11 protein-coding genes are annotated in these 12,097 nt (G+C 66.0%); 5 read left to right on the top strand and 6 right to left on the bottom strand.

Annotated elements, in window-relative coordinates; genetic code table 11:
• Positions 1-122 precede the first annotated feature (122 nt).
• The 3 genes from HSX14_RS26620 to HSX14_RS26610 form a co-directional block, all read right to left on the bottom strand.
• Positions 123-2,933 (bottom strand): FAD-binding and (Fe-S)-binding domain-containing protein, encoded by a 2,811-nt coding sequence (locus HSX14_RS26620; RefSeq protein ID WP_173179024.1) that lies wholly within the window; start codon positions 2,931-2,933, stop codon positions 123-125.
• Between the two features lie 75 nt (positions 2,934-3,008).
• Positions 3,009-4,154, bottom strand: a complete 1,146-nt coding sequence (lldD, locus tag HSX14_RS26615; protein ID WP_173179022.1) for an FMN-dependent L-lactate dehydrogenase LldD — start codon at positions 4,152-4,154, stop codon at positions 3,009-3,011.
• A gap of 153 nt (positions 4,155-4,307) precedes the next feature.
• A complete protein-coding gene (locus HSX14_RS26610; RefSeq protein WP_173179013.1) occupies positions 4,308-5,993 on the bottom strand; it encodes a lactate permease LctP family transporter in 1,686 nt (561 codons plus the stop codon).
• Positions 5,994-6,309: 316 nt separating this feature from the next.
• Here HSX14_RS26610 and HSX14_RS26605 point away from each other — a divergent pair, with 316 nt between their 5' ends.
• Positions 6,310-7,077 (top strand): FCD domain-containing protein, encoded by a 768-nt coding sequence (locus tag HSX14_RS26605; RefSeq protein WP_173178996.1) that lies wholly within the window; start codon positions 6,310-6,312, stop codon positions 7,075-7,077.
• 49 nt (positions 7,078-7,126) lie between these two features.
• Here HSX14_RS26605 and smpB read toward each other — a convergent pair whose 3' ends face one another.
• Positions 7,127-7,609: an SsrA-binding protein SmpB gene (gene smpB, locus HSX14_RS26600; RefSeq protein ID WP_111260183.1), complete on the bottom strand. Its 483-nt coding sequence runs from the start codon at positions 7,607-7,609 to the stop codon at positions 7,127-7,129.
• A gap of 151 nt (positions 7,610-7,760) precedes the next feature.
• Between smpB and HSX14_RS26595 the strand changes: the two genes are divergently transcribed.
• On the top strand, positions 7,761-8,195 hold the full coding sequence (locus HSX14_RS26595) for a type II toxin-antitoxin system RatA family toxin (RefSeq protein WP_173178994.1): 435 nt from the start codon (positions 7,761-7,763) through the stop codon (positions 8,193-8,195).
• On the top strand, positions 8,188-8,499 hold the full coding sequence (locus tag HSX14_RS26590; protein WP_173178992.1) for an RnfH family protein: 312 nt from the start codon (positions 8,188-8,190) through the stop codon (positions 8,497-8,499). The genes HSX14_RS26595 and HSX14_RS26590 overlap by 8 nt, the downstream gene beginning before the upstream one ends.
• A 69-nt stretch (positions 8,500-8,568) precedes the next feature.
• Here the strand turns inward: HSX14_RS26590 and HSX14_RS26585 are convergent, their stop codons facing one another.
• Positions 8,569-9,090 carry an outer membrane protein assembly factor BamE gene (locus tag HSX14_RS26585; protein WP_111260180.1) on the bottom strand — a complete coding sequence of 174 codons (522 nt, stop codon included), beginning with the start codon at positions 9,088-9,090 and terminating at the stop codon, positions 8,569-8,571.
• Between the two features lie 96 nt (positions 9,091-9,186).
• Here HSX14_RS26585 and fur point away from each other — a divergent pair, with 96 nt between their 5' ends.
• Positions 9,187-9,591 carry a ferric iron uptake transcriptional regulator gene (fur, locus tag HSX14_RS26580; protein WP_021222333.1) on the top strand — a complete coding sequence of 135 codons (405 nt, stop codon included), beginning with the start codon at positions 9,187-9,189 and terminating at the stop codon, positions 9,589-9,591.
• Between the two features lie 72 nt (positions 9,592-9,663).
• On the opposite strand, the gene recN is transcribed toward fur, so the two are convergent.
• Entirely contained in the window at positions 9,664-11,337 is a 1,674-nt protein-coding gene (recN, locus tag HSX14_RS26575) for a DNA repair protein RecN (protein WP_173178990.1), read from the bottom strand.
• 152 nt (positions 11,338-11,489) lie between these two features.
• Between recN and grpE the strand changes: the two genes are divergently transcribed.
• A complete protein-coding gene (gene grpE / locus HSX14_RS26570) occupies positions 11,490-12,059 on the top strand; it encodes a nucleotide exchange factor GrpE (protein ID WP_111260178.1) in 570 nt (189 codons plus the stop codon).
• The last annotated feature ends 38 nt before the right edge of the window (positions 12,060-12,097 follow it).

Here is a 12,097-nt window from a genome sequence, read left to right as displayed (position 1 = left end):
CCGACTTGCCGTTTCGCTTGCCGTTGCGCTTGGCCAAGAGGCAGGGGGAGGCGATTTTGCCGAGCAAAAAAAGCCCCGCACAGTGCGGGGCGCAATCCGTGCCAGGCACGGCAGCTTGAGGTTCAGATGGCCCGGGGGCGGGTGACGCGGTCCACCAGGTAGACCAGGCCGTGGTAGTCGATGCCGCCATGCTGGGTGAGGCCGATCTCGCAGGTGCGGCTGGTGGAGATGCCTTCCTCGCAGATCTGCACGGCGTCCTTCAGGCTGCGCAGCGAGTGGGCGTTGAGCTCCGGGGTGGTGAAGCCCTTGTCGCCGGCGAAGCCGCAGCAGTGGATGCCTTCGGGCACCACCACTTCGCGGGTGCAGCGGCGCACCAGGTCGATCAGGCCCTGGGCTTCGCCCAGGTGCTGGGTGCTGCAGGTGACGTGCACGGCGATGGGTTTGTCCTGGGGGGTGAACTCCAGGCGGTCGAGCAGGTGGGTGCGGATGAAGCGCACCGGGTCGAACAGGTCCAGGCGCGAATCGAGGCCGTCCTGCACCAGGCGCAGGGTGCAGGGGCTGGTGTCGCAGTAGATGGGGTCGAGGCCGCCGCGACTGGCTTCCAGCAGGGCGTCGATCATTTCCCGACGCTTGGCTTCGGCCTGCCCGGCGTAGCCCTTGGAGGCGAAGGGCTGGCCGCAGCAGAGGCTTTCCAGTTGCGCGGGGAAGACCACCTGGTAGCCGGCCTTTTCCAGCAGCATGCGGGTCTTGTCCACCAGCGGCACCTGTTCGCCGTCGGCGGCGGCGGGGCCCATGGCGCGGGATACGCAGGCGGCCAGGTAGACCACGCGGGGGCGGGCGTCGTTGGCCGGCGGGGTGAACGAGATGGGCTTGGCGGCCTGGGGCAGGGCGGGCGTCCATTGCGGCAGGCGCCCGGCGGAGAGGCGGCGCAGGGTGCCGGAGGTTTTCTCCAGCAGCGGCGCGCCCAGCAGGCGGCGGGCGCCGTCGGCCAGGCGCAGGGTCAGGCGTGCGCCCTTGAGCGCGGTGGCGAAGTGGTCGGCGAGCCAGTCGGCGCTGCCGGTGTGGTGGGCCGCGTTGCCACGCAGCTTGCGCACCAGGTCGCCGGTGTTGATGCCGACGGGGCAGCGCTGGGCGCAGAGGCCGGTGGCGGCGCAGGTGTCGACGCCCTGGTAGGCGAAGGCTTCTTCCAGCTCGCGGGTGTCGATGCCGGCGCGCTTGCGGGCCTGGATGTCGCGCCAGATGACGATGCGCTGGCGTGGGCTGAGGGTCATGCCCTTGGAGGGGCAGACCGGCTCGCAGAAGCCGCATTCGATGCACTTGTCGACGATCTCGTCGGCGGCGGGCAGCGGCTTGAGGTTCTTCAGGTGCAGTTCGCGGTCGTCGCTGAGGATGACGCCGGGGTTGAGGATGCCGGTGGGGTCGAGCAGGCGCTTGAGCTGCCACATCAGCTGGTAGGCGTCGTGGCCCCATTCCAGTTCGACGAAGGGCGCCATGTTGCGGCCGGTGCCGTGCTCGGCCTTGAGGGCGCCGCCGAATTCGACGGCGACCAGTTGGGCGACGTCCTGCATGAAGGCGTCGTAGCGGGCGACCTGCTCGGGGCTGTCGAAGCCCTGGGTGAAGACGAAGTGCAGGTTCCCTTCCAGGGCATGGCCGAAGAGGATGGCCTCGTCGTAGCGGTGCTTGTCGAACAGTTCGATGAGGCGGTTGACGCCGGCGGCGAGCTGTTCGACGGGGAAGGTGACGTCTTCGATGATCACCGTGGTGCCGGTCTGGCGCACGGCGCCGACGGCGGGGAAGGTGTCCTTGCGGATCTTCCACAGCTGGTTGTAGACGACCGGGTCTTCGCTGAAGTCGACCTTCTGCTCCACCGGGAAGTCGGCGATGGAGGCGGTGATGTGGGCGAGCTGTTCGTGCAGCAGGCTGGCGCTGGCAGCGCGGGATTCGATGAGCAGGGCGCAGGCGCTGGCGGAGAGGCCCTTGACCCAGGTGGGCATGCCGGGCTTGTCCTGCACGGAGCGCAGGCTGCGGCGGTCGAGCAGTTCGACGGCGGAGACCGGTTGCTGCTTGAGCACGGGGACGGCGCGGCAGCAGGTTTCCACGTCGGGGAAGACGATCAGCGCGGAGGCCTTGTGCGGGTGCTCGGGCACGGTGTCGTAGGTGACGGCGCTGATGAAGCCGAGGGTGCCTTCGGAGCCCACCAGCAGGTGGGTGAGGATGTCCAGCGGCTGGTCGTAGTCCACCAGGGCGTTGAGGGACAGGCCGGTGGTGTTCTTCAGGCGGTACTTGTGGCGGATCTTCGCGGCCAGTTCGGTGTTGGCGCGGGTCTGCCGGCCGAGTTCGGCCAGGCGCTCCAGCAGCTCGCCGTGGCTGGCCTGGAAGGCGGCGACGCTGGCCGGGTCTTCGCTGTCCAGCAGGGTGCCGTCGGCCAGCACCAGGCGCAGGCCGGCGAGGGTGTGGTAGCTGTTCTGGGCGGTGCCGCAGCACATGCCGCTGGCGTTGTTGGCGACGATGCCGCCGATCTTGCAGGCGTTGATGGAGGCCGGGTCGGGGCCGATCTTGCGGCCGTAGGGGGCGAGCCAGGCGTTGGCCTGGGCGCCGATGACGCCGGGCTGCAGGCGGATCTGTGCGCCGCCCTGGCGGATGTCGCGGCCGTTCCAGTTGTCACCGAGGACGATCAGCACCGAGTCGCTGATGGCCTGGCCGGAGAGGCTGGTGCCGGCGGCACGGAAGGTCACGGGCACCTTGTCGGCGTGTGCGGCGCGCAGCAGCTCGACCACTTCGGCCTCGCTCTCGACGCGCACCACCAGCTTGGGGATCAGCCGGTAGAAGCTGGCGTCGGTGCCGAAGGCCAGGGTGGAGAGCGGATCGTCGAAGCGCCGATCGCGGGGGATCAGGCGTTCGGCGGTCTGGAGGAAGGCGGCGGGCAGGCTCATCGGTCGGGTCCTGTCATCAACGGTGGGCGCGGGCCGCTCGGGCGGCCTCGTCGGTTCTCTATCAGGTGCAGCGGGTCAGCGGCCGAGTTCGCGTACCAGCGAGTCGGCACTGATTTCGGCGATGCTCTTGGCGCCGGTGAGCACCATGGCCACGCGCATTTCCTTATCGATCAACTCCAGCAGATTGCTGACACCGGCACCACCGGCGGCGGCCAGGGCGTAGACGAAGGCGCGGCCGAGCATCACGGTGTCGGCGCCGAGGGCGAGCATGCGCACCACGTCGAGGCCGGTGCGGATGCCGGAGTCGGCGAGGATCTTCAGCTCGCCCTTCACGGCGTCGGCAATGGCGGGCAGGGCGCGGGCGCTGGAGAGCACGCCGTCGAGCTGGCGGCCACCATGGTTTGAGACGACGATGCCGTCGGCGCCGAAGGTGACCGCGTCACGGGCGTCCTCGGGGTCGAGGATGCCCTTGATGACCATGGGGCCGTCCCAGAATTCGCGGATCCACTCCAGGTCCTTCCAGGAGATGGAGGGGTCGAAGTTGGCGCCGAGCCAGCCGATGTAGTCGGCCAGGCCGGTGGGGTCGCCACGGTAGGCGGAGATGTTGCCGAGGTCGTGGGGCTTGCCCAGCAGGCCGACGTCCCAGGCCCAGGCGGGGTGGGTCATGGCTTGCAGTACGCGGCGCATGGCGGCGTTGGGGCCGCTCATGCCGGAGTGGGCGTCGCGGTAGCGGGCGCCGGGCACGGGCATGTCGACGGTGAACACCAGGGTGGTGACGCCGGCGGCCTTGGCGCGCTCCAGGGCGTTGCGCATGAAGCCGCGGTCCTTGAGCACGTAGAGCTGGAACCACATGGGGCGCTGGATGGCCGGGGCGACTTCCTCGATCGGGCACACCGAGACGGTGGAGAGGGTGAAGGGGATGCCCTTGTCCGCCGCCGCCTTGGCCGCCTGCACTTCGCCACGACGGGCGTACATGCCGGTCAGGCCCACCGGGGCCAGGGCCACGGGCATGGCGAGGGTCTCGCCGAACAGCTGGGTCTCGAGGCTGAGCTCGGACATGTTCCTCAACACCCGCTGGCGCAGGGCGATGGCGGAGAGGTCCTCGACGTTGCGCCGCATCGTGTACTCGGCGTAGGCGCCGCCATCGATGTAGTGGAACAGGAAGGGCGGCAGCTTGCGCTGGGCGGCGGCGCGGTAGTCGGTGGAGGCGGAGATGATCATGGGCTCTTCCGTCTGAGAGAAAAGTTTGGATCGAGCGAGCTAGAGCGAGACAAGGCGGAAATGGCCGAAGGAGCGGAGCCTACGCCTGTAGGTGAGCATCTCCGAGGCCATTTCCAACGCCGTATCGCCGACGCGCAGCCGATCAGGGCACGGTCAGTGAACCAGCATGCCGGTGAACACGTAGGCCTGCGCCAGCGTGATCAGGCCGACCAGGGCGGCGAAGATCAGGCTGTGCTTCAGGGTGAAGCGGAACAGGTCCGACTCCTTGCCGACCATGCCGGTGGCGGCGCAGGCCACGGCGATGGACTGCGGCGAGATCATCTTGCCGGTCACGCCGCCGCTGGTGTTGGCGGCCACCAGCAAGGTGTCGTTGACGCCGATCTGGTGCGCGGTGGTGGATTGCAGGGAGCTGAACAGGGCGTTGGAGGAGGTGTCCGAGCCGGTCAGGAAGACCCCCAGCCAGCCGAGGAAGGGCGAGAAGAACGGGAAGGCCGCGCCGGTGCCGGCCAGGACCAGCGCCAGGGTGGTGGACATGCCCGAGTAGTTGGTGACGAAGGCGAAGGCCAGCACCATGCCGATGGACAGGATCGGCCATTTGAGTTCGACCAGGGTTTCGCCAAAAGTGGTCAGACCATTTTTAACGTTGACCTTGAGTACCAGCATCGACAGCAACGCGGAGAAGAAGATCGCGGTGCCGGTGGCGGAGATCGGGTCGAGCTTGAACACCGCCGGCATGGCCGTGGTGGTGGCCACGATGGGCGCGCCTTTCAGCACGAGCTGGTCCAGGTGCGGGATGGCGAACATGAAGACGAACTGCTCCAGTGCGCCGCCCGGGGCGAACATCGCCTTGAAGGGCTTGAGGGTCCAGATGGTCACCAGCACGGTGAGGATCAGGAAGGGCGACCAGGCCTTGAGGATCTCGCCGAAGCTGTAGGGCGAGGGCGTGGTGCTGCGCGGGCCGCCGAAGCCACCGAGGACCGCTGCGCCGCCGGAGACGCCGACCACTTCTGCACTCTGCGCGCGGGCCGGTTGCCAGACCTTGAGGAACAGGGTGAGGGAAATGAGGCTGACCAGGGCGGAAGTGATGTCCGGCAGTTCCGGGCCGATGAAGTTGGAGGTGAAGTACTGGGTGATGGCGAAGCTGCCACCGGCCACCAGGGCGGCGGGCCAGGTTTCCTTCACGCCGCGCCAGCCGTCCATCATCGCTACCAGCCAGAAGGGCACGAGGATCGACAGGAAGGGCAGCTGGCGGCCGGTCATGGCGCCGATCTTGAAGGCGTCGATGCCGGTGACCTGGCCGGCGACGATGATCGGGATACCCAGGGCGCCGAAGGCCACCGGTGCGGTGTTGGCGATCAGGCACAGGCCGGCGGCGTAGAGCGGGTTGAAGCCCAGGCCCACCAGCAGGGCGGCGGTGATGGCGACCGGGGCGCCGAAACCGGCGGCCCCTTCGAGGAAGGCGCCGAAGGAGAAGCCGATGAGCAGCACCTGCAGGCGCTGGTCATCGGTGATCGACAGCACCGAGCTGCGGATCACTTCGAACTGGCCGCTCTTGACCGTGAGTTTGTAGAGGAACACCGCCGCGACGATGATCCAGGCGATCGGCCAGAGACCGTAGGCGAAGCCGTAGCCGGCCGCGGCGAAGGCCATGTCGGCGGGCATGTTGAAGGCGAAGATGGCGACGGCAAGTGCCAGCGCCAGGGTAATGGTGCCGGCGATGTGGCCCTTGAGGCGGAACACGGCGAGGGCGAGGAAGAAGAACACGATCGGGATCACGGCGACGGCAGCGGACAGGCCGAGGCTGCCGAGAGGGGTGTAGATCTGTTGCCATGCTTGCATGGTGGTTGGCTCCGTAATTGTTTTTGGAGTGCCTGTGGGCCGTCCGGATAGGCGCGACGCTTTTGGCGTTGCAGCAGGCATTGGCCGGATCTGGCGTACTTCGTCGAAATTGGTAATACCAATTTACAAAATCGACGGCTCAGGGTAAAAGTCTTACCGTGCGCATGTCAATTTCCTGTCCTACAACTTTGGTCGAGAGGGTTGTGATCGGGCTTTTCTTGTGTGCCGGGCGGGGGCTGGTTAGGCTGCCGCCGGATATGCGCGGGCTGCCGCGCCAGACCGCCCGGATGGGCTGTGGAAGTGAGTCGGGAGGGGTATGGGATTTGGTCAGGTGCGTCAGCGCCGTCTGTCGGATGACATCGTCAGTCACCTGGAGTCGATGATCCTCGAGGGCACTCTGAAGGCCGGCGAGCGGCTGCCCGCAGAACGCCTGCTGGCGGAGCAGTTCGGGGTGTCCCGACCGTCGCTGCGCGAGGCGATCCAGAAGCTGGTGGCCAGGGGCTTGCTGGTCAGTCGCCAGGGCGGCGGCAACTACGTTTCCGCCGAGCTCGGCTCCACCTTCAGCGACCCTTTGCTATCGCTGCTGGAGGGCAATCCGGATGCCCAGCGCGATTTGCTGGAGTTCCGCCACACGCTGGAGGGCTCATGCGCCTTCTATGCGGCGCAACGCGCGACCTCGGTCGACCATGAGCGCCTGCGTGAGGCTTTCGAGACCTTGCAGGCCTGCTACACGCCCGGCAGCAAGGCGAGTCGCGAGGACGAGGGGGCGGCGGATGCGCGTTTCCACCTGGCCATCGCCGAGGCCAGCCACAACGCCGTGCTGCTGCATACCATTCGCGGCCTGTTCGAACTGCTCAAGCACAATGTGGTCACCAATATCGGAGGCATGTACCTGCAGCGCGACGAGACCCGCGACATGCTGATGAAGCAGCACCGGGCCCTGTTCGAGGCGATCATCGAGCGACGTGCGGAGGAGGCGAGGGAGATTTCGCACCAGCACATCGATTACGTGCAGGAGGTGCTGGCGGAAGGGCAGTTGGAAGCGCGCCGCATGGAGCGTGCGCAGCGCAGGCAGGGGATATGAGGTCGCTGGCCTGAAGGGGCGGAGCGGGTGACTGGCGCCGGAGCGGCGCTCAGTCTTCCTTGCCCTTGGTGCGCATGACGCGAGCGATCTCGCGATCGGAGTCGCGTTCCTTCTCGGTGGCGCGCTTGTCGAATTCCTTCTTGCCCTTCACCAGTGCGATCTCGCACTTGATCAGGTGGGCCTTCCAGTACAGCGACAGCGCTACGCAGGCGTAGCCCTTCTGCTGGACGGCGCCGATCAGCTTGCTCAGTTCGCGCTTGTGCAGGAGCAGCTTGCGGGTGCGGACGGGGTCGGCGATCACGTGGGTGCTGGCGGTCTTCAGGGGCGTGAAGTGGCTGCCGAGCAACCAGGCTTCGCCGTCCTTGAGCAACACGTAGCTGTCCACCAGTTGGGCCTTGCCGGCACGCAGACTCTTGACTTCCCAGCCGGCGAGGGCGAGGCCCGCCTCGAACCGCTGTTCGACGAAGTAGTCATGCAGAGCCTTCTTGTTCTGCGCGATGGAGCCTTGGGGATGTTTCTTTTGCTTAGCCATAGGCGCGGCATTATAGGGAGTCCCAGGCGTGGCCGCTACGGCGGCGTAGGCTTGAGCGCGAGGGGTGAATCCCTGACAATGCGCGCTCTTTTTTTGACCAGCCGTGTTGCTCGCTCCGGCGCAGCCGACTGACCGACGATCAGAGGCCCAGATGACCACCCATATCCAGCGCTCCGCTCTGCTGCCGTACCCTGCGCAGGCGCTTTACGATCTGGTCAACGACGTGGCGAGGTACCCCGAGTTCCTGCCCTGGTGCTCCACCAGTGAAGTGCTGCAGGCCAGCGAGACCGAGATGGTCGCCAGCCTCGGCGTGGCCAAGGGCGGGATCAGCCAGCGCTTCGTCACCCGCAACCGGCTGGTGCCGGGGCAGGTGATCGAGATGAACCTGGAGGAGGGGCCCTTCACCGAACTGCACGGCGTGTGGAATTTCAAGCCGCTGGGTGAGAAGGCCTGCAAGATCAGCCTGGACCTGTCCTTCGACTACGCCGGCCCCATCGTCAAGGCGACACTCGGGCCGCTGTTCAACCAGGCCGCCAACACCCTGGTCGACGCCTTCTGCCAGCGGGCCAAGCAGCTTCATGGCTGAGTCGATCCGAGTCGAGGTCGTCTGCGCGCTCGCCGAGCGTCAGCGCCTGCTTGGCCTGGATGTGGCTTCGGGCACCACGGCGCGCGCGGCCGTGATGGCGTCGGGGCTGGCTGCGGAGTTCCCCGAGCTGGACCTGACGAGCTGCCCGCTGGGCATCTTCGGCAAGGCGCTGGCCAATCCCGAGGAGCGGGTGCTGGAGGAGGGGGATCGCGTCGAGGTCTACCGCCCGCTGCTGGCCGACCCGAAGGAAGTGCGCAAGGCGCGCGCCGCCCGTGCGGCCCAGGCGAGGGCGGCGGAGGAATAGCTGCCGGTTGGCCTGAAAGACGCCCAAGAAAAAGCCCGGAACCAGTCCGGGCTTTTTTCTGCGCAGCGGTTACTGCGGCGAGGTTTCCAGCGGCTCGGGCGTGGGCACTGGCACGGTTTCCACCTTGTCCACTTCCTGCTGGATCTGCTCGAGCAGCGAGCCGGGTTTCGGCTTCTCTTCCTGCTGTTGCTGGGCAGGCTTCTCGCTCTTCACTTCGGTATTGCCGTCGCTGCCGAGGATGGCTTCGTCACGGCTCACGCCCGGCATGAAGTCACCTGCCAGGCCGATCAGTTGATCGCTGCCGTCGAACACCAGGCTGACGCGTTCCTGCTGGCGTTCACCGCCACCCGGCTGGATGCTGTAGAGATAGTCCCAGCGGTTAGCGTGGAAGGTGTCGGTGATCAGCGGGTTGCCCATGATAAACCTCACTTGCCGCCGGGTCATTCCGGGCTTCAACTGGTCTATCATGTCCTGCGTCACGACATTGCCCTGCTGGATGTCGATTTTGTAAACCCCGGGGAATGAACAGCCGGCGAGTGCGACCAGGCCTGCAAATGTGAGGCTGGTCAGCAAGAGCTTGGTGTTTTGCATCGGTGGGTGACTTCCACTATCTTGGCTGGGCAACGAAAATCCGATCATACCCGCATTAAGGGAAGCTGCGAAGCAGCGTCCATGAGAAAGCTGACCATGGTTGAAAATAACGAACTTCGCAAAGCTGGCCTGAAGGTGACCCTGCCCCGGGTCAAGATCCTGCAGATGCTTGACTCCACCGAACAGCGCCACATGAGTGCCGAAGATGTCTACAAGGCCCTGATGGAAGCGGGGGAAGACGTGGGTCTTGCAACCGTTTACCGCGTGCTGACCCAATTCGAGGCAGCCGGCCTCGTGGTACGCCACAATTTCGATGGTGGCCATGCCGTATTCGAGCTTGCCGATGGCGGTCACCACGACCACATGGTCTGCGTCGACAGCGGTGAGGTGATCGAGTTCTTCGACACCGAAATCGAGAAACGCCAGAAAGAGATCGTCAAGGAGCACGGCTTCGAGTTGGTCGATCACAATCTGGTGCTGTACGTGCGCAAGAAGAAATAAGCGCGCTGCACCCGTAAATGGAAGAAGGCGACCTGCGGGTCGCCTTTTTCATTTATGGGATTGTAGGAGGAGTCAGCCCTGTGCGCTGGTGACCATCTTCCTGGCGTGGGCGATGGACTCTTCGGTGAGGTCCAGGCCGCCGAGCATGCGGGCGATTTCTTCGATGCGCGCCGCCTCGGTGAGATTGGTCACGGCGGTGCGGGTTTCCTTGCTGCCGCGCACCTTGTGCACGAACAGGTGGTTGTGGCCTTGCGCCGCCACTTGCGGCAGGTGCGTCACGGTGAGCACCTGGCCACGTTCACCGAGCCGGCGCAGCAACTGGCCGACGACTTCCGCGGTGGGGCCGCCGATGCCCACGTCCACTTCGTCGAACACCAGTGTGGGGACGCGGGATGTCTGCGCGGTGATCACCTGGATAGCCAGGCTGATGCGCGACAGCTCGCCACCCGAGGCGACCTTGGCCAGGGCCTTGAGAGGTTGGCCGGGGTTGGCGCTGACCAGGAATTCGACCTGCTCCAGGCCGTTGGCCTGCGGGTCCTGGCTCTGGATCGGGTGCAGTTCGATGGTGAAGCGTCCGCCGGGCATGCCCAGGCGCTGCATCTCGGCTTCCACTGCCTTGGCCAGCTTGCCGGCGGATTTGCCACGCAGCTTGCTGAGTTCTCCGGCCTTGGCCTGGTAGTGGCGGGTGTAGGACGCGAGCTCTTCGGTCAGGCGCTCGACCGCTTCGTCATCCGCATTCAGCGCTTCGATCTCCTCCAGCAGCGATTGCTGCAGGCTGGCCAGTTCGCTTGGATGAACGCGGTGTTTGCGCGCGAGCGTGTAGATGGTGTCGAGGCGCTCTTCCAGTTGCTGCTGGCGTTGCGGGTCGGCGTCGAAATGATCGATGAAGCGATTGATCTCGCCGACCGCTTCCTCCACCTGGATCTGCGCGCTGGCCAGCAGGTTGACGGCTTCGGCGATGGCGCCTTGCTGGGTGTTGAAGGCGGTCAGGCGGTTGAGGCTGGAGGTGAGGGCGCTGAGCACGTTGCCCGCGTCGCTCTCGCTGCACATGTCCAGCACCTGGCGGCAGCCTGCGAGCAGGCTTTCGGCGTTGGACAGGTTCTTATGCTCCTGCTCCAGCTGGTCGAGCTCGCAGTCGCCGAGGGCAAGATTCTCCAGCTCTTCCAACTGGTAGCTGAGCAACTGGTGGCGGGCGCGTTGTTCTTCGCCGCTGCGGGAGAGGCGTTCCAGTTCCTGGCGGGTCTGCTTCCAGCGTTGCGCGGCGAGTTGCACCTGGCGCGCCAGCTCGCTGGCACCGGCGAATTCGTCCAGCAGGCGACGGTGGGTGTCGAGCTTGAGCAGAGACTGGTGTTCGTGCTGGCTGTGGATGTCGATCAGCAGCTCGCCGAGGGTCTTGAGGTCGCCCTGTGGGCAGGGGGTGCCATTTATATAGGCGCGCGAGCGGCCTTCGGCGGTGATGACCCGGCGCAGGATGCAGGGGCCGTCGTTGTCCAGGTCGCGTTCGGCGAGCCAGGTGCGGGCCTCGGGGATGTCGTGCAGGTCGAAGCTGGCGAGGATGTCCGCCTTGTCCGCTCCCGGCCTTACCACGCCGCTGTCGGCACGATCGCCCAGGGTCAGACCCAGGGCATCGAGCATGATCGACTTGCCCGCGCCGGTCTCGCCGGTGATCACCGACATGCCGCCAGCGAGTTCGAGATCGAGGTGTTCGACGATGGCGTAGTTGTGAACGGAAAGGTGGACCAGCATGGCGGCACTCCCAGGGCGATGGCTGGGTATTTATACAGTGTTTGTTTTCCGCCTGACAATCACCCCGCCCCCTTGAACCGACAAATTGCGACCCCATATAGGCGGACAGATCGCCGGGTTATTGCCCGGCCCGTTTTTGAAAGGAGGAACGCATGGCTGACGAACAGACCCTGGACAACCAGAACCCTGAGGCGAACACCGCTACCGAGGCCGCCGGCGGCGAAGACCTCGTGACCCGTGTGCAGACGCTGGAAGAGCAGTTGGCCGCGGCCCAGGATCAGTCCCTGCGCGTTGCCGCCGAGTTGCAGAACATCCGCCGGCGCGCCGAGCAGGATGTGGAGAAGGCGCACAAGTTCGCGCTGGAGAAATTCGCCAATGACCTGTTGCCGGTGGTGGACAGCCTCGAGCGCGGCCTGGAGCTGAGCAGCGCCGAGGACGAGGCCATCAAGCCGGTGCGCGAGGGCATGGAACTGACCCTCAAGCTGTTCCACGACACCCTCAAGCGCTACCAGCTCGAGGCGGTCGATCCTCATGGGGCGCCGTTCAATCCGGAACACCATCAGGCGATGGCGATGCAGGAAAGCACCCATGTGGAACCGGGCACCGTGCTCAAGGTGTTCCAGAAGGGCTACCTGCTCAACGGCCGCCTGCTGCGCCCCGCCATGGTGGTGGTCAGCAAGGCGCCGGCCGAAGTGCCGCCGTCCATCGACGAGCAGGCTTGAAATCCGGGCTGCGGCCCCCATCTGTTTAACCAAGCGTA

This window comes from Pseudomonas tohonis (genome assembly GCF_012767755.2).
GTDB classification, from domain to species: domain Bacteria; phylum Pseudomonadota; class Gammaproteobacteria; order Pseudomonadales; family Pseudomonadaceae; genus Metapseudomonas; species Metapseudomonas tohonis.
The sequence above is the reverse complement of the archived record's forward strand: the minus strand, read 5'-3'. Positions and strand labels throughout refer to the sequence as shown.